At 69.4% G+C, this 16,314-nt stretch carries 15 protein-coding genes; 7 read left to right on the top strand and 8 right to left on the bottom strand.

Annotated features, from left to right (window positions below):
• Positions 1–158: 158 nt before the first annotated feature.
• The gene (locus AC1ROC_RS06550) at positions 159–1,979 is read right to left on the bottom strand and encodes a DEAD/DEAH box helicase (RefSeq protein WP_492998880.1); all 1,821 of its coding nucleotides are present in this window, start codon (positions 1,977–1,979) and stop codon (positions 159–161) included.
• Between the two features lie 116 nt (positions 1,980–2,095).
• Here AC1ROC_RS06550 and AC1ROC_RS06545 point away from each other — a divergent pair, with 116 nt between their 5' ends.
• Positions 2,096–3,355 (top strand): MFS transporter, encoded by a 1,260-nt coding sequence (locus tag AC1ROC_RS06545; protein WP_492998877.1) that lies wholly within the window; start codon positions 2,096–2,098, stop codon positions 3,353–3,355.
• Positions 3,356–3,359: 4 nt separating this feature from the next.
• On the opposite strand, the gene AC1ROC_RS06540 is transcribed toward AC1ROC_RS06545, so the two are convergent.
• Entirely contained in the window at positions 3,360–5,948 is a 2,589-nt protein-coding gene (locus AC1ROC_RS06540) for an ATP-binding protein (RefSeq protein WP_492998875.1), read from the bottom strand.
• Positions 5,949–6,037: 89 nt separating this feature from the next.
• Here AC1ROC_RS06540 and AC1ROC_RS06535 point away from each other — a divergent pair, with 89 nt between their 5' ends.
• From AC1ROC_RS06535 to AC1ROC_RS06525, 3 genes are all read left to right on the top strand, one after another.
• Positions 6,038–6,835, top strand: a complete 798-nt coding sequence (locus tag AC1ROC_RS06535; RefSeq protein ID WP_492998873.1) for a class I SAM-dependent methyltransferase — start codon at positions 6,038–6,040, stop codon at positions 6,833–6,835.
• Between the two features lie 114 nt (positions 6,836–6,949).
• Positions 6,950–7,777 carry a class II glutamine amidotransferase gene (locus tag AC1ROC_RS06530; RefSeq protein WP_492998871.1) on the top strand — a complete coding sequence of 276 codons (828 nt, stop codon included), beginning with the start codon at positions 6,950–6,952 and terminating at the stop codon, positions 7,775–7,777.
• Between the two features lie 10 nt (positions 7,778–7,787).
• Positions 7,788–8,411 (top strand): ribonuclease FAU-1 family protein, encoded by a 624-nt coding sequence (locus AC1ROC_RS06525; protein ID WP_492998869.1) that lies wholly within the window; start codon positions 7,788–7,790, stop codon positions 8,409–8,411.
• Here the strand turns inward: AC1ROC_RS06525 and rimK are convergent.
• Positions 8,408–9,598 carry a 30S ribosomal protein S6--L-glutamate ligase gene (gene rimK / locus AC1ROC_RS06520; protein WP_085370756.1) on the bottom strand — a complete coding sequence of 397 codons (1,191 nt, stop codon included), beginning with the start codon at positions 9,596–9,598 and terminating at the stop codon, positions 8,408–8,410. The genes AC1ROC_RS06525 and rimK overlap by 4 nt on opposite strands.
• 18 nt (positions 9,599–9,616) lie before the next feature.
• Here rimK and AC1ROC_RS06515 point away from each other — a divergent pair, with 18 nt between their 5' ends.
• Positions 9,617–10,093 carry an ATP-dependent zinc protease family protein gene (locus AC1ROC_RS06515; RefSeq protein WP_085370757.1) on the top strand — a complete coding sequence of 159 codons (477 nt, stop codon included), beginning with the start codon at positions 9,617–9,619 and terminating at the stop codon, positions 10,091–10,093.
• Positions 10,094–10,102: 9 nt separating this feature from the next.
• Here the strand turns inward: AC1ROC_RS06515 and AC1ROC_RS06510 are convergent, their stop codons facing one another.
• Complete coding sequence (locus AC1ROC_RS06510) at positions 10,103–10,741, bottom strand: TetR/AcrR family transcriptional regulator (protein WP_492998866.1); 639 nt, start codon at positions 10,739–10,741, stop codon at positions 10,103–10,105.
• 139 nt (positions 10,742–10,880) lie between these two features.
• Here AC1ROC_RS06510 and AC1ROC_RS06505 point away from each other — a divergent pair, with 139 nt between their 5' ends.
• Together AC1ROC_RS06505 and AC1ROC_RS06500 are read left to right on the top strand one after the other, a co-directional pair.
• Positions 10,881–12,551, top strand: coding sequence for an MDR family MFS transporter (locus tag AC1ROC_RS06505; RefSeq protein ID WP_085370792.1), 1,671 nt, complete (start codon positions 10,881–10,883; stop codon positions 12,549–12,551).
• Between the two features lie 22 nt (positions 12,552–12,573).
• On the top strand, positions 12,574–13,053 hold the full coding sequence (locus AC1ROC_RS06500; protein ID WP_492998864.1) for a MarR family winged helix-turn-helix transcriptional regulator: 480 nt from the start codon (positions 12,574–12,576) through the stop codon (positions 13,051–13,053).
• On the opposite strand, the gene AC1ROC_RS06495 is transcribed toward AC1ROC_RS06500, so the two are convergent.
• Genes AC1ROC_RS06495 through AC1ROC_RS06480 form a run of 4 tightly spaced genes read right to left on the bottom strand, consistent with a single transcriptional unit; the run spans position 13,054 to position 16,161 of the window.
• Entirely contained in the window at positions 13,054–14,244 is a 1,191-nt protein-coding gene (locus tag AC1ROC_RS06495) for an OmpA family protein (RefSeq protein WP_492998862.1), read from the bottom strand.
• 37 nt (positions 14,245–14,281) lie between these two features.
• Complete coding sequence (locus tag AC1ROC_RS06490) at positions 14,282–15,148, bottom strand: hypothetical protein (RefSeq protein ID WP_492998860.1); 867 nt, start codon at positions 15,146–15,148, stop codon at positions 14,282–14,284.
• 19 nt (positions 15,149–15,167) lie between these two features.
• Positions 15,168–15,524 (bottom strand): hypothetical protein, encoded by a 357-nt coding sequence (locus tag AC1ROC_RS06485; RefSeq protein ID WP_085370761.1) that lies wholly within the window; start codon positions 15,522–15,524, stop codon positions 15,168–15,170.
• Entirely contained in the window at positions 15,511–16,161 is a 651-nt protein-coding gene (locus tag AC1ROC_RS06480; protein WP_492998858.1) for a hypothetical protein, read from the bottom strand. The genes AC1ROC_RS06485 and AC1ROC_RS06480 overlap by 14 nt, the downstream gene beginning before the upstream one ends.
• Positions 16,162–16,314: the final 153 nt, after the last annotated feature.

Raw genomic sequence — 16,314 nt, 5'->3', positions numbered from 1 at the left:
CCGGACTCCTTTTAGAAAGAGCCACCCCACACCGGGTGGCTCTTTCGCATTTAACACCACCACAACACCACACAGACGGCTATATGCCGGTGCGGACATGAAGAAAGGGCCACCCGAAACCGGGCGGCCCTTTCTGCGTTGTAGCGGGGGTGCTTGCGCTACTTGTGGCGCGGCTTGCGCGCCGGGCGATCGTCGCGGTCCGCCCGCGGAGCGCGGTCGTCGCGGTGGACGGTGCCGCCCCTGCGGTCGGGGCGCAGCTCGATGAGCTTGCCTCCGATGCGTGTGCTCTCCAGGCGCTGGAGGACGTCTCCCGGCAGATCCGCCGGCAGCTCCACCAGGGAGAAGGCGGGGAGGATCTGGATGGCTCCGAAGTCCTCGCGGCTCAGGCCGCCCTCGTTGGCCAGGGCTCCGACGATCTGGCGCGGCTCCACCTTCTGACGGCGGCCCACCTCCAGACGGTACGACGCCATCGGCTTGCCGCTCGGGCGGCTGCGGCGCTCCGGACGGTCCGAACGACCGGAGCGGTCGCCCCGGGAGTCGCGGGTGTCGCGTCCGTCGCGCGAGTCGCGCGTGCGCTCCGCGCTGCGGCCGTCGCGCTCCACCCGGCGGGAGAGCTCGTCCTCGGGGGAGAGCAGCAGCGGCTCCTCGCCCTGAGCCACCACGGCGAGTGCCGCGGCCACGTCGGCCTCCGGCACGTCGTGGTGCTCCACGTAGTGGGTGATGATGTCGCGGAAGCGGGCGATCCTGTCCTCCTGGCCCAGCGCATCCGTGATCGCGTCGTCGAAGCGCGCCAGGCGCGTGACGTTGACGTCCTCGATCGTGGGCAGTTGCATCTGGGTCAGCGGCTGACGCGTGGCCTTCTCGATCGCGGCCAGCAGCCGGCGCTCACGGGGAGTGACGAAGCTGATCGCGGCGCCGCTGCGGCCGGCGCGGCCGGTGCGGCCGATCCGGTGCACGTACGACTCCGTGTCGATCGGGATGTCGAAGTTGACGACGTGGCTGATGCGCTCCACGTCGAGACCGCGGGCCGCCACATCCGTCGCCACCAGGATGTCGAGCTTGCCCGACTTCAGCTGGTCGACGGTGCGTTCGCGCTGAGCCTGGGCGACGTCGCCGTTGATGGCGGCGGCCGAGTATCCGCGGGCGCGCAGGCGCTCGGCGAGCGTCTCCGTCTCGTTCTTGGTGCGGACGAAGACGATCATGCCCTCGAAGTTCTCGACCTCGAGGATGCGGGTGAGCGCATCCACTTTCTGCGGGTACGAGACCATCAGGTAGCGCTGTGTGGTGTTGGCCGAGGTCGTGGTCTTGTTCTTGACCGTGATCTCTTCCGGGTCGTGCAGGTACTTCTTGGAGATGCGGCGGATCTGGGCCGGCATCGTGGCGGAGAACAGAGCCACCTGCTTGTCGTCCGGGGTGTCGGCGAGGATCGTCTCGACGTCTTCGGCGAAGCCCATCTTGAGCATCTCGTCCGCCTCGTCGAGCACGAGGTACTTGAGCTCGGAGAGGTCGAGGGTGCCCTTGGCCAGGTGATCCATGATGCGGCCGGGCGTGCCGACGACGACGTGGACGCCGCGGCGGAGCGCGGACAGCTGCACGCCGTAGCCCTGGCCGCCGTAGATCGGGAGGACGTGGACGCCGCGCAGGTGGGCGGCGTACTTCTCGAACGCCTCGCACACCTGCAGCGCGAGTTCGCGCGTGGGTGCGAGGACGAGTGCCTGCGGGGTCTTCTGGGAGGTCTCGAGCCTGGACAGGATCGGCAGCGCGAACGCCGCCGTCTTGCCGGTGCCTGTCTGGGCGAGGCCGACGACGTCGCGGCCTTCGAGGAGGAGTGGGATGGTCGCGGCCTGGATGGCGGACGGGGTCTCGTAACCCACGTCCTTGAGTGCCTTCAGCACAGCCCCGTCGAGTCCCAGCTCAGAGAATGTCGTCGCTTCGCGGGCAGTCTCTGCCTCGTCCTGCGCTGTATCCGGTGCTGTCATACGTTCAACGGTAGTCCTCAGCGGGCTCAGCCGCTCACGCGAGCCTGGCGTCACGGGCCGCGCGGGTCGATGATGGCAGGTGTGACGACACCGGATGCGCGGAGCGGACGCCGGTCATGAACCCGGCGGCACGGCGAGTGCAGAGGATCTACCTGACTCTGCTGCTCGGCAACACGCTGGCCGCGTCCTTCATCTGGGGCATCAACACGCTGTTCCTGCTGGACGCCGGGCTGACCAACTTCGAGGCGTTCGCTGCGAACGCGTTCTTCACCGCTGGGATGGTGGTCTTCGAGATCCCGACCGGCGTCGTCGCCGACACCGTCGGCAGGAAGGCGTCGTATCTGCTCGGCACGGTCACGCTGTCGGTGACCACCGCGCTGTACTGGATGCTCTGGCTCTGGCACGCCCCGTTCGTCTGGTGGGCGCTCGTGTCCGTGCTGCTCGGGCTCGGCTTCACCTTCTTCTCCGGCGCCGTCGACGCCTGGCTGGTGGACGCGCTGGCCGCCACCGAGTACACCGGGAGTCTCGAGGCGGTGTTCGGGCGCGGGCTGGTGGTGACCGGCATCGCGATGTTCGCGGGTTCCGTGCTCGGCGGGGTGATCGCCCAGGCGACGAACCTGGGGGTGCCGTTCCTGCTGCGGGCGGGGGTACTGGTGGTGATGTTCGTGTTCGCGGCGGTGGTGATGAAGGACATCGGGTTCACGCCGGACCGGTCGATGGGGCCGCTCAAGGCGACGAGGAACGTGCTCGTCCAGTCCATCGACCACGGGCTGCGGAAGCGCTCGGTGCGCTACGTGATCCTGTCTGCACCGTTCGCATCCGGGGTCGGCATCTACGCGTTCTACGCGCTGCAGCCGTACCTGCTGGAGCTGTACGGGGATCCGACCGCGTACTCGGTGGCGGGGCTGGCGGCGGCGATCCTGTCGCTGGCGCAGGTGGCGGGCGGCGTGCTCGCCCCGCGCATCCGGGGGCTGTTCGCGCGGCGGACCACCACGGTGATCGGGGCATCGCTGTGCAGCGTGGTGGTGCTGGTGGTGCTCGGGATCACGAGCCTGTTCTGGCTGGCGGTGGTGTTCCTAGTGGTGTGGGGGTTCGTGTTCGCGGTGGCCGGGCCGGTGCGGCAGGCGTACCTGAACGACATGATCCCGTCGAAGCAGCGGGCGACGGTGCTCTCGTTCGACTCGCTGTTCGGCAGCCTCGGTGGGGTGTTCATCCAGCCGGCGCTCGGGCGCGCGGCCGACGCCTGGGGGTACGGGACGTCCCTGGTGATCGGTGGGGTGGTGGAGCTGATCGGGATCCCGATCCTGTACCTGAGCAGGCGGCAGCGCGATCCGGCGGATACGGACGCGGTGCGCGGCGAGGCCGGAAGGCGGTGACGGCTCAGGCGCCGACCTCGGCGAGTGCCTCGGCGACCGCCTGCTCGACCGAGAGTTCGCGGCCGGCGGCGATGGCCGCATCCAGGGCAGCGCCGTCGCCGGCGGCGGTGAGCCGGTCGAGGTATTTCTGGTGGAAGGTGAACGTCGGTCCGTTGTGCAGACCGCTGCGCTCGCGGAGCGCCCTGGCGGCGCCGGCCAGCCGCCCTGCCCGGTCCACGTCACCGGCGATGGCGGCGATGGCGACCATGCCCTCCAGGCCGTACGCCAGACCCTCGACGTGGCCGAGCGCGGCGGAGACCGTGACGCTGCGGGCGAAGTCGGCGCGGGCGTCGTCCGTCTCGCCGAGCATCAGCTGCGCCCAGCCCAGGTGGTAGGTGGCGATCCGCTCTCCGACCGCATCCCCGGCGGAGCGGGTGAGGGCGAGGCTCCTCGCGAACCGGTCCCTCGCCTCCTGGATGTCCTGCTTCCGCAGCGAGACGCGGCCGAGGAGGACGAGCGCCATCGACTCGCCCCACACGCTGCCGCTGGAACGGAACAGGCGCAGGCTCTCCTGCATGACCTCCTCCGCGCGCTCTGGGTCGGGCTTCGCGCCGGCAAGCAGCGCGAGGGCGAGGGAGATGCGGGTCAGGCCCTCGCCGTCCGGATCGCTCACGCTGCGGAACAGGTCGGCGCTCTCCGCGAGCTCGGCGGCGACGCTGCCGTCCGGGTCCTTCCAGAACATGATGGTCCTGGTGAAGTAGAGGGCGATCGCCCTGGTGTGGTCGCTGAGGTCGCTTCCCGAGTCGAGGGCCTCGTCCATCCAGGTCCTGACCTCGCCGAGCAGCCCGGAGACCCACCAGTAGAGGTAGAGGCTGTACGCGAGGTGGGCGGCGCGGTCCCAGTCGCGGCTGCCGAGCAGGAACCGCTCGGCAGCGCGCAGGTTGTCCCGTTCGTCGCCGAGCCGTCTCAGCCACTCGCGCTGCCTGCCGCCCTTCAGCTCCTCTTTGGCGCTGTCGCCGAGCGAGAGCACGAAGCGGGCGTGCGCCTCGCGGGCGGCGTGCAGCAGACCGGCGTCCCACAGCTGCTCCCTGGCGTACTCGCGCACGATGGCCTGCATGGCGAACCGGGCGCGCCCATCCCCGTCCTGCTGCCGGACCAGGCTGCTGTCGACGAGGGCGGCGAGGTCGCCGAGGACGTCGCGGACGGCAGCGGCTCCCTCCGCGCTCGCGTCCGCACCGATCACCTCCGACCCGATCGCCTCCGCAGCCTCCAGGGTGAAGCCGCCCTCGAACACGCCGAGGCGTGCGAGCAGCCTGCGCTGGTCGTCGTCGAGCAGCTGGGTGCTCCACTCGATTGTCCTGCGGAGCGTCTGCTGCCGTTCGGGGAGGTCGCGGGAACCGCCGACGAGCACCGAGAGGCTGCGGTCGAGCCTGTCGAGCAGGTCGTCGGGGGAGAGCACCCGGATGCGCGCCGCGGCGAGCTCGATGGCCAGCGGCATCCCGTCGACGGCCGCACAGACGCCGGTGACCGCCGACCGGTTCTCGTCCGTGACCTCGAAGTCCGGCTTGACGGCGTGGGCGCGCTCGACGAAGAGGCTGACGGACGAGTCCTCCGGGAGCGGACCGACCTCGAAACTCTGCTCGGCGGTGAGCCGGAGCAGCGCGCGGCTGGTGACCATCATCGAGACGCCGGGCGCTGCCGCGAGCAACGCGGTGAGGGTGGGAGCGGCGGTGAGTACCTGCTCGAAATTGTCGAGCACCATCAGCAGGTGCCTGTCCTGCAGGGCCGTCGCCAGGTTCTCCATGATGGGGGCGTCTCCGGTGTCCCGGACGCCGAGCGCCTGCGCGATGGCGGCGGGCACCCGGTCAGGGTCATGGACGGCCGATAGGTCGACGAACACGGCGCCGTCGACGAACGCGGGGGTGACGGCGCGCGCCGCCGCGAGGGCGAGGCGGCTCTTGCCGATGCCGCCGGGGCCGGTGAGTGTGACGAGGCGGGCGCCGGCGCTGTAGAGGTCGCGGATCGCATCCAGGTCGGCGTGACGGCCGATGAGCCCGGTGAGCGGTTCGGGAAGGCGGACCGGCTCCGCGACCCTGTCCGCGTCGGCGGGGACGTCGAGCGGCACGAACGACCTGCTCTGCTCGAAGCGCTCGGCGAGCAGGGTGGCGAGGTCGGCCTCGACGAGGCGGGCGAGCTCCTTGGCGGACTCGAAGTACTTGTACGCGGCGCGGTCGTCGTCCCTGATGCGGTTGAGCAGCTCGGTGAGCTTGGGCTCCCGGCGCTCGGCGGGCGTCTTGACGTAGAGCAGGCGGGGGAGGTCGTCCGGGCAGAGGTTGTACTCGTCCTCGAGGCCGGAGACCTCCTCCTCCGGTGCCACCCAGCCGTAGCGCTCCCAGTAGAGGCCGAGGAACACGTCGCTCTGTTCGAGGTAGGCGCGGTACAGATCGCGGGGCGGATGCGGGCGGGCGCCGAGCTCGAACATGACGGGCGCGAGGTGCAGGCGCTCGATGGCGGTCCGCGCGGCGCGACGCTCATCGGCGAGCTCTTGCAGCGTGGAACTGACGAAGATCCGCAGTCGTTGATCCGGAGTGCGGATAACATGAGGGCCCCTCATAACTGCATTCTGTTGCGGGTGGCAACAATAGTCCAGTGTTTGCGGGCGATTCGGTGCGCCGCGGGCGGGGGAGGCGCACACTGGGGACCGTGGACGGGGACGGCGGAGACACCTGGGAGCGCGGCGACGCGTACGAGCGGTACGTGGGGCGGTGGAGCAGGCTGCTCGCTGTGCCGTTCCTCGACGGACTGGGTACTGGGCCCGGACTCGACTGGCTGGATGTGGGGTGCGGCACCGGAGCGCTGGCCGGCGCGATCCTCGACAGGTGCGACCCGGCGTCGGTCGTGGGGGTCGAACCGTCGGACGGCTTCCTGCGCTCGGCCGCCACGAACCTGGGCGGAAGGGCGAGGCTGCTGCGGGGGTCGGCCGACGCGCTTCCTCTGCCCGGTGCATCCATCGACGTCGCGGTGTCCGGGCTGGTGCTGAACTTCGTGCCGGAGGTGCAGGCGGCGCTCGCCGAGGCGGTCCGGGTGGTGCGGCCGGGCGGGATGGTCGCGGCGACGGTGTGGGACTACGGCGACCGGATGGAGTTCCTGCGCTGTTTCTGGGATGCGGCGGTCGAGCTCGATCCGGCGGCGGCCGAGCTGGACGAGGCCGCCCGGTTCCCCCTGTGCGGGCCGGAGGCGCTGGGGGAGGAGTTCGCCGCCGCCGGCCTGACCGGCGTGACCGTGCGAGCGATCGACATCCCGACCGTCTTCGGCGACTTCGACGACTACTGGACGCCGTTCCTCGGCGGGCAGGGTCCGGCACCGGGCTACGTCTCGGGGCTGGATGCCGCAGCACGGGACCGGCTCCGCGATCACCTGGTCGGGCACCTGCCGATCCAGGAGGACGGGACCATCCCGATGGTCGCGCGTGCCTGGGCGGCCAGCGGAAACGCGGGCTAGTCGGTGGGCCTCCCCGGTGAGAGGATGAGCCCATACCGAAAGCACTGACGAGGAGGTCGTGCGATGTGTAGATGGCTGGCATATTCCGGAGGGCCGCTCAGACCGTCGACCCTGGTGCTCGACGCACAGAATTCAATCGTCGCGCAGTCGCTCAACTCGTCCCTCGGAGCAGAGCCGGTCAACGGCGACGGCTTCGGCCTCGGCTGGTACCCGAGCGGGGGAACCCGCGACGACACCCCCGCGATCTTCCACAGCACGGAACCGGCGTGGAACGACGCCAATCTGCGGGAGCTCTCGACGGCGATCGAGAGCCCGATGTTCTTCGCCCACGTGCGGGCGGCGACGCATCCACCCATCCAGCAGACCAACTGCCACCCGTTCCGCTACGAGCACTGGATGTTCATGCACAACGGGGCGATCGACGAGTTCCCGACGATCAAACGGGACCTCACGATGGCGGTCGACCCCGCCCTATACCCGTACATCCAGGGCACGACGGACAGCGAGGTGCTGTTCTACCTCGCCCTCTCCTACGGGCTGAGGGACGACCCGATCTCGGCGGTCGCCGCGGCCATCCGTAAGGTCGAAGAGATCGGGCACGCGCACGACATCCGGTTCCCGATGCAGGGGACTCTCGCCGTGGCGGACGGGAAGACCATCTGGGCGTTCCGGTATTCGACGCAGCACAGGACGCGGTCGCTGTTCCACTCGGTGGACATCCCGACCCTGCTGGAGATGTACCCGGACATCGAACGCTTCAAGATCTTCGACCGGCGCGCCCACCTCGTGGTGTCCGAACCGCTCAACGACCTGCCTGGCGTGTTCCTGGAGGTGCCGGAATCGACGGTGGTCGTGCTCGACGGGTCCGGCTATCACCACGAGGCGTTCCTCGACGACGAGCACGAGGTCGAGCGGAGCGGGGAGCCTGCCCTGCACGGCTAGACTCCACTCCATGCCGCAGACCACCGCGACCACAGCGACCTCACTCCTCCGTTGGGTCTCCGACGACCGCATCAGCAGCGTCTACCAGCACTACGTGGTGGAAGATTCCGAGCGGTGCATCGCCCTCTGGCAGCCGGCGGGAACCGTCGGCAGAGTGGCCGTCGGGCGACGCGGAGGGCCGCGCGGGCGCAACATGCTGCCCGGTGGCTGGGGCGGCGGCTACGAGGAGCACGTCTGGACGGGCGACGGCGTGCTGCGCGTGCACGTGCCAGGACAGCCGTGGTCGATGTGGCGCTGGCTCACCCCGGACGGGTGGACGGAGCACGCGTACGTGAACCTGGAGTCGCCGTGGGTGCGCACGCCGCTCGGGTTCGACACCGCCGACTGGATCCTGGATGTGATCGCAGAGCCGGACGGCAGCCACAGCCTCAAGGACGAGGACGAACTCGCCTGGGCGGAGGAGACGGGCAAGTTCGACGCCGCCAGGATCGCCGCGGTCGAAGACGCACGACGGCGGGCGGTGGCGGCCGTCGAAGCGCAGGCGTTCCCGTTATCGGTGGACTGGGACGCCTGGGCCCCGCTGCCGGGAGAACCGCTGCCGCTCGCGTCCGGCTGGGAGACCGTCGGAGCCTAGCTCTCCGGCAGCGGCTCCTTCGGCAGCTTGCGGACCTTGGTGCGGCGACGGCGACGCTCGGGGATCATCGAGCGCATCTCCTCCAGCTTGCCGAAGCAGAGGAGACGGTCGCCCGCCTCCAGCTCGACGTCTCCGCGCGGGTTCGGGATGACGGTCGCTCCGCGGTGCAGGGTGAGCACGGTGATGTCGCGCTCGCCGAGGCCGGAGTCGCGCATCCGCTTGCCGACGAGGTCGGCGTTGCCGTGCACGACCAGCTCGGCCACGCCGTATCCGGTGGAGACGCTGAGGCGCTGACGCACGTCGATCTCGGGGAACGCGACCTGGTTGTCGATGAAGTCGATGATCGCACCGGCCACATCCAGCCCGGTCGCCGTCTCGATGCCCTCCAGCCCGGGGGAGGAGTTGACCTCCATGACCAGAGGGCCGTCGTTGCCCTCCAGCATGTCGACACCGGCGACGCGGAGGCCCATGATCTGGGCGGAGCGCACGGCGGCCTGCTCGTACTCCGGCGACAGCTCCACCGGCTCGACGGAGCCGCCGCGGTGCACGTTGGAGCGGAACTCGTCGCCGTTCGCCCTGCGGCGCATCGCGGCGACGACGCGGTCGCCGACGACCAGCGCCCGGATGTCGCGCCCGCGGCTCTCCGAGATGAAGCTCTGGATCAGCACGTTCTGCTTCGTCGAGTGCAGCGTCTCGATGATGGCCTCCGCGATCTTCACCTCGGGGGCGAGGATGACGCCGATACCCTGCGTGCCCTCCAGCAGCTTGATGACGACGGGCGCTCCTCCCACCTTCTCGATGGCGAGGCGCACGTCGGCGCGGCTGTGCACGAACGCCGTCGCCGGCATCCCGATGTTGTGGCGCGACAGAATCTGCGTCGCCCGCAGCTTGTCGCGGGAGTTGGTGATGCCGTTCGCGGTGTTGGGCGTGTACACATCCATCTGCTCGAACTGGCGCACGACGGCCGTGCCGAAGTACGTGATCGAGTTGCCGATGCGCGGCAGGATCGCGTCGTAGTCGGACAGCAGCTTGCCCCGGTACTGCAGGTCGGGCTCGTCGCCGGACAGATCGATGGCGAAGCGCAGCGTATCCAGCACCTTCACTCTGTGCCCCCGTTGCAGCGCGGCCGCTCGGAGCCGCTGAGTGGAGTACGCCTGCGGGGCGCGCGAAAGGAGCGCGAGTTTCATCGGGGGTGTCCTGCCAAGATGGTGGGTGTGAAAGACGACCTCCATTCAAGCACCATCGTGGGCTGGCGCGAATGGGTGAGCCTGCCCGATGTCGGCGTGCCCTGGATCAAAGCCAAGCTCGACACCGGCGCCCGCAGCTCTGCGCTGCACGCCTTCGACATCGAGGACGACGGCGACACGGTCCGCTTCCGGGTGCGGCCGTGGCAGAGGTCGGAGGACGACGTGGTCACGGTGGAGTGCCCCGTGCACGACCGGCGCACCGTCCGCAGCTCGTCCGGGCACGCGGAGGAGCGCATCGTCGTGCTGGTGGACGTGCACCTGTTCGGGCGCACCATCACGGCCGAGACCACGCTCAGCAACCGCGACCAGATGGGCTTCCGGATGCTGATCGGACGGGAGGCGCTGCGTCAGGGCTTCGTGGTCGACCCTGGCAAGTCGTTCCTGGCCGGGCGTGCGCCGCGGGTGGTGCGGCGGCGCAACCGCGGGCGGGAGTAGGAGCGGAGCTCAGGAGAGCGCGCTGAGCGTGCGCGCGATGGCGACGCTGCGCGCGGCGACCTCGTCCGGGCTGCCGACGGCGCCGGCGTCCGCCCACTCGCGGAGGGCGATGCGGATGCTGCCGATGCAGGTGACGACGACGAGCTCGGCCTGGGCCTCGGCGGAGACGGGACCGTCCGCATCCACCAGTCCCTCGCGCAGCATCAGGTCGGCGATGGAGCCGACCAGGCCGGAGCGCAGGTCGTCGAGGCGGCGCATCCTGCTCTGGATGAGCCCGGGGTTGCGGGAGGCGATGAGCATCCTGGCCGCGTGCAGGTCGGGGTCGGTGGCTGTGGGGAGGCCCCGGATCAGCGTGGTGACGACGCACTCGACGATGCTGCCCGCGTAGACCCGTTCGAGGTGTTCCGCGACCAGGGCGGCGTCGCCCCAGGAGTGGCGGAAGCCGAGGAGCGCGTCCTCTTTGCAGTCGAAGTAGTTGAAGAACGTGCGGTGCGAAACGGGGACGGCCGCGCAGATCTCGTCGATGGTGACGTCGTCGATGTTGCGGTCGAGGGTGAGCGTCACGGCCGCGCGCTCGAGGCTGGCGCGTGTCTGCGCCTTCTTGCGCTCGCGGAGGCCGAGCTCGGCGGCCGGTGCTGGAGTTTGCATATTGAGAAATTTTGCAGCAATGCAGAGAATTAGTTGATTTCGGTCACCTAATTATATATCGTTGCTCCTCGTCAACCAATTACGAAGGAAAAACATGTCACGCTCTCTCACCCGAGAGGAAGAGGCGCCGTCGGCGTCCATGTCACACCGGCAGGTGCTCGAAGCGCTGTCCGGCCTGCTGCTCGGGATGTTCGTCTCGATCCTCGCCGGAACCGTCGTCTCGTCGTCGCTGCCCCGCATCATCTCCGAACTCGGCGGCGACCAGTCCGCCTTCACCTGGGTCGTCACCAGCACGCTGCTCGCGACCACGGTGTCCACGCCCATCTGGGGCAAGCTCGCCGACCTGCTCAACCGCAAGCTGCTCATCCAGCTCGCCCTCGGCCTGTTCGTGCTCGGCTCCGCGCTCGCCGGGTTCTCGCAGAACCCCGAGATGCTGATCACATTCCGTGTCGTGCAGGGTCTCGGCGCCGGCGGTCTGACCGCCCTCAGCCAGATCATCATGGCCGACATCATCAGCCCGCGTGATCGCGGTCGCTACATGGGCCTGTTCGGGGCGATCATGGCCGTCGGCACCATCGGAGGACCGCTGATCGGCGGCCTGCTCACCGACTCGATCGGCTGGCGCTGGAACTTCTTCGTCGGCGTACCTGTCGCGATCCTCGCCATCATCCTGCTGCAGCTCACGCTGCGCCTGCCGAAGCGCCCGAAGGGCAAGGTCAAGATCGACTACCTCGGCGCCGTGCTCATCGCCGGTGGCGTCTCGCTGCTGCTGATCTGGGTCAGCATGGCCGGCACGCAGTTCGACTGGTGGAGCTGGACGACCGCGTGGATGGTCGGCGCCTCCGTGCTGATGCTCGTCGCTGCGGTCATCACCGAGCTCCTGGTCAAGGAGCCGATCATCCCGCTGTCGCTGTTCAAGAACCGCACGTTCACCCTCGCGGTGATCGCATCCATCTCGGTGGGTGTCGCGATGTTCGGGACGTCGGTGTTCCTCAGCCAGTACATGCAGCTCGCCCGCGGTGCGACGCCGACGGAGTCCGGTCTGCTGACGCTGCCGATGATCGGCGGTCTGCTGATCTCGTCGATGGTCGTCGGAAACCTGATCAGCCGCTTCGGCAAGTGGAAGCCGTACATGATCGTCGGTTCGATCATGCTCACGATCGGCCTCTACCTGATGAGCACGATCGAGTACGACACCAACTACGTCATCGTCTCGATCTACATGTTCATCCTCGGCGCCGGCGTCGGCATGGTGATGCAGAACCTCGTGCTGATCGTGCAGAACACGGTCGACCCGTCGCAGCTCGGCGTCGCCAGCTCGTCCGTGGCGTTCTTCCGCAGCCTCGGCGGCACGGTCGGCGTCTCGGTGATGGGCAGCGTGCTCGGCTCCAAGGTGGTCACGATGCTCGGAGAGCGACAGCACGACCTGCAGGTCGCGATCGGCAAGCTGGGCGCTGCGGGCGCCGAGGTGGCGAAGTCGCTGCAGAGCGGAACACTGCCGGAGGTCAACAAGCTCCCCGTCGGTGTGCGCACGATCATCGAGTCCGTCTACGGCCAGGCCGTCGCAGACATCTTCCTCATCGCGGTGCCGCTCGCGGTCATCACGATCATCGCCATCCTGTTCCTGCCGAACATCAAGCTCGGCACGCAGACGGCGCTCGAGAAGATGCGAGAGCGTACAGGTCACAACGGGGCGGAAGAGGCCGAAGAGACCGCGATCGAGGTCGCGGAGGCCATGATCGGCGCCCCGGTCACCGGCTCGGTCGGCGCTGTGCGTCCGCCGTCCGAACGCTCGGAGGAACAGCGCTAGCCGGTCGGTTATGATCGCGGCCATGAGCAACGCGGAACGGGTGGTGGCGCCGAGCGGCGCCGCCACCCGCGAGAACGACGAGGCCATCGCCTCCGTCGAGGAGCAGTTCACCGTCCTCTTCAACAAGGTGAGCGCCGGGATGCGCGACCGGGCGGCCGGCGTGCATCCCGACCTGCAGCCGGTCGGCTTCAAACTCCTCAGCACCCTCGCCAGGACGGGACCGGTCCACGCCGGCGCCCTCGCCGGGATGCTGTCCACCGACAAGAGCGTCGTCAGCCGCCAGGTGCGCATCCTGGAAGACCTCGGACTGGTCGAGAGACGCAGCGACCCGGAGGACAGGCGGGCCAGCTATCTGGTCGCCACCACGGAGGCGATCGAGAAGGTCAACGAAGTGCGCGCGAGCGACCAGCGGGTGTTCTACAGCAACCTGCGGAAATGGGATCGCGGAGACGTGGAGCAGCTCGCATCCCTGCTCGCCCGGGTGAACGGGACGGCGCGGTAGTCAGCTGCAGAGGGAGACGCCGGCGGACGTGAGGATGACGGAGCGGTTCTGCTCTGCGAGGGCGTCCGAGTACTTTCCCGCCGCGTCCGTCTCGCTTTTCCAGCCGCACCAGTCGTAGCCGACTCCGGCCGTGGTGAGCAGGCCGGGGGAGACGCCGAGCTTCACCAGGGCGGCTTTCACGGCGTCCGCGCGCTTCAGCGACAGGGCCGTGTCCGCGGTGTTGTCCGTCGCCTGGTCTTTGGACGCTGTGCCCGTGACCGTGATCGGCTGACCGTTCTGCTCGATCGACGGCACCAGCTCGCCGAGGACGGACTCGGCTTTGGCCTGGTCGGAGAACGCGGCCGTGTCCTTCGTGAAGAGGAGGTCACTGTTGCGGATGACGATCGGCTTCGTCCAGTCCGTCTTGGTCTGGACGGCCTCGACGGGCACGGCCGAGACGGCGGGGAGCCCGGAGCGGGCGGCGCCGGCTGCCGGCTCCGGCAGCAGGGACAGGGTGCCCCCCGCCGCCTTCACGATCGCCGTCCAGATGGCGGTGAGGTTGCTCCTGGCCGGGATGGTCAGTGGGGTCTGCGCTCCCGCGACGTCGCCCATCCCGGACCAGTAGACGGTGACGCCCTTGAGGTCGGTGGGGAGCAGGCCGCGGGAGGTCAGGTCGCTGACGACCTGGGCCGGGTCTGCGTAGAGGACGCCGCTCGTGGAGAAGTTCAGCGGGTCGGTGGTCTGCAAGCCGCTGCCGATCACGAGGACGCCCATCGGGTGGGAGCCGAGGTTGCGGGCGGCCTGGTCGATCGAGGCGAGGAAGTCGACCTCGGGGGAGGCGGAGGCGAGGCCGTTGATGTACGAGGTGATCTGGGTGAGCTTGGTGCGCTGGTCGTTCTGGCAGACGACGGCATCCTGAGCCGTCGAGCCGATCACCGTCGTGCCCATCACCTGCGGGGTACCGGAGGGGACGACCACCGTCACGCTGCCGTTGCTGGCGCCGACCGCCTTCAACTGGTCGACGGCGGAGGCGGGGAGGTTCGTGACGGGGGCGTTCGCGGTGCTCCCGGCGACGACGCCCATGTTGCGCTTCTGCGACTGGTCGCAGGCCGCGCCGGATGCGGTGGCCGATGCGCAGGCGGTCATGGTGGCGCCCAGGGCGATGGCGGCCGCGATGGCGACGAAGGCCTTGGCGAGAGGTCGGGAGGTCAACGGTCGTCCTTTCGGGAGACGTTCGGGAGGAGGGGGCTCAGTCGGTCAGCCGACCGGGCTGGGCACCCTGGCCGAGCTCGGGGTCGCTCAGCCGTCTGGCGCGCAGCTCGCGGATGATCTGGCTGGTGCTCTCCGGGTCGCGCTCGTGCTGGGCGAGCCGGGTTGCGAGCTGGGCGCGGAGCACGTCGACGCGCGAGGCGAAGGTGATCCTGGCGCCGGTGTACCTGGCTCCGTCTGCGGCGGCCAGGTGCATGGCCTGGGCGGTCTCTTCGCGGGCGGCGACGGCCTCGCCGAGCAGGCGGTCGCGGTAGCGGCGCAGCTCGTCGACGTGCGCGTGCGCCTTCTCGGAGGCGCTGAGCAGCGGGCGGGTGGTGAGCCACGCCACGATGAAGCTGATCGCTCCGGAGGTGGCGAGCACGCCGAGCATGAGGAACGCCATGATCGTGTCCGGCGCCGTCCAGGAGAAGCCGGTCGCGGCCGGTGCCGCCGAGCCTCCGACGAGGCCGGTCAGGCCGCCGGCGTTCTGCGCGTCGATGCCCGCCTTGATCCTGGCGACGGTGATGGCGGTGAGCAGTGCCACCCAGATCAGCGACATCAGCACGGCGGCGATCGACCAGCGCCTGTCCATGACCCTGGCCTGGATGCGCCGCATCACGACGGCGACGACGTGCGGCAGGGTGACGACGGCGAGCGAAATGCCCAGCGTGATCACGTACATCTGCAGCCCGATCGAGCCGTACTGGCTGTCGTTGCGCAGCAGCAGGGTGAGCGCTTGCGACAGCAGCACGTAGTCGACGGTGATCATCCCGAGCAGCAGCAGGTAGACGAGCACGTGCGCGAAGCGCGGCATGTGCCCGACGCGGGGACGGATGCGCGGCGGTCTCTCGACGATGTCTCTGGCCATGATGTGTCTCCTCTCCGTCTCAGGCGTAGTTGTGCAGGTCGGGGTCGTGGCCGAGCAGGCGCGCATCCAGTCGCTCGGCGGCGACCTCGGCGCGCTTCAGCTGGTGCTCGGTGCGCTCGATGGAGCCGCGGATCAGCTCCTCGCGCTTCTGCGATGCGGTGACGCGGGCGGCGCAGGCGGCCAGGTTGCGGGTGCGCTGCCGCTCGATCTCCGCGATGCCACCGCGCTCGAACGCGGCGAGCTCGTGCTCGAACACCTCCAGCGTCTCGACGTCGACGGCGGCGCGCATCCTGCGCAGGCGCCAGAACAGCCGGCGGCGGAGTCGGCCGGTCTTCGGAACGGAGTAGTCGGCGGGCTGCCGGTCACGCTTTGACATCGTTTCTCCCCTGCCAGAGTTCGAGAAGCCGGGTGTTCTCTTTCGTGGTGAGCCACTCGGAGCGCCGAAGGACCGGCGCCCTGTCGAGCCCCCTGTCCGGTGCGAGCTCCCTGCGGTACGCGCCCCAGTAGACGGCGAGCTTCTCGTCCGCGTGGTCGTAGTAGCGGTTGGTGCGCAGCTTCGCGGCAGTGAACCGCGAGTGGATGAGGGCGGAGAGTTCGTCGACGCGGCGCTTGCCGCGCTTGATGCGCCGCTCCAGCCTGCGCAGCTCCTCGAAGCCGGGGCCGGAGCCGTTGGCGATGAACTCGCGGTCGTCGAGCCGGACGTTGCCGGTGAGCGCGTCGTAGTCGGCGAGGTCGGTGTCGAGCGCCCTCGACAGCACGCGGTACTCGGTGAGTTCGCGGTCGATCCTCGCGAAGAAGCGCTGCTCCTCGCGCCGGGCGTACCCGTCGGCGTGGGCCTGCATCGCCTGGACGTGCGGGGTGGTCGGCTCGCCGGAATCCGCATCCCTGGCGGGGCCGGAGGCGGTGGTCGCCGCATCCTGCCTGGCCTGCTCGATCAGGCGGCGACGGGCGAAGAAGCCGACGCGGAACGGCCGCCGATCGGCGCGCGGCGCAGGCAGCGACCGTGTCGTCATGCGTTTCCCCTCCGTACGTGAAGCCGGCAGTGCGGCGGACCTCGAAGGTTACGCAGGCTGTCTGGCAAGGAACTAGGGGAATGTCGTATGCCAGCCGAGAGCGGCGGGGGGGGGGGGGGGTCCGTCCGCCCCCGCGCTCGGTGGGGTGGTGTA

It is taken from the genome of Leifsonia sp. GW821-FHT13C05, from assembly GCF_058806515.1.
This window is presented reverse-complemented; position numbering and strand designations above follow the sequence as displayed.

Coding starts and splice junctions, on each gene's coding strand:
- AC1ROC_RS06510 (WP_492998866.1), bottom strand. CDS start 10,741: ATGCAAACTCCAGCACCGGCCGCCGAGCTCGGCCTCCGCGAGCGCAAG.
- rimK (WP_085370756.1), bottom strand. CDS start 9,598: ATGAAACTCGCGCTCCTTTCGCGCGCCCCGCAGGCGTACTCCACTCAG.
- AC1ROC_RS06525 (WP_492998869.1), top strand. CDS start 7,788: ATGCCGCAGACCACCGCGACCACAGCGACCTCACTCCTCCGTTGGGTC.
- AC1ROC_RS06490 (WP_492998860.1), bottom strand. CDS start 15,148: ATGGCCAGAGACATCGTCGAGAGACCGCCGCGCATCCGTCCCCGCGTC.
- AC1ROC_RS06485 (WP_085370761.1), bottom strand. CDS start 15,524: ATGTCAAAGCGTGACCGGCAGCCCGCCGACTACTCCGTTCCGAAGACC.
- AC1ROC_RS06515 (WP_085370757.1), top strand. CDS start 9,617: ATGGTGGGTGTGAAAGACGACCTCCATTCAAGCACCATCGTGGGCTGG.
- AC1ROC_RS06540 (WP_492998875.1), bottom strand. CDS start 5,948: ATGAGGGGCCCTCATGTTATCCGCACTCCGGATCAACGACTGCGGATC.
- AC1ROC_RS06545 (WP_492998877.1), top strand. CDS start 2,096: ATGAACCCGGCGGCACGGCGAGTGCAGAGGATCTACCTGACTCTGCTG.
- AC1ROC_RS06550 (WP_492998880.1), bottom strand. CDS start 1,979: ATGACAGCACCGGATACAGCGCAGGACGAGGCAGAGACTGCCCGCGAA.
- AC1ROC_RS06505 (WP_085370792.1), top strand. CDS start 10,881: ATGTCACACCGGCAGGTGCTCGAAGCGCTGTCCGGCCTGCTGCTCGGG.
- AC1ROC_RS06500 (WP_492998864.1), top strand. CDS start 12,574: ATGAGCAACGCGGAACGGGTGGTGGCGCCGAGCGGCGCCGCCACCCGC.
- AC1ROC_RS06480 (WP_492998858.1), bottom strand. CDS start 16,161: ATGACGACACGGTCGCTGCCTGCGCCGCGCGCCGATCGGCGGCCGTTC.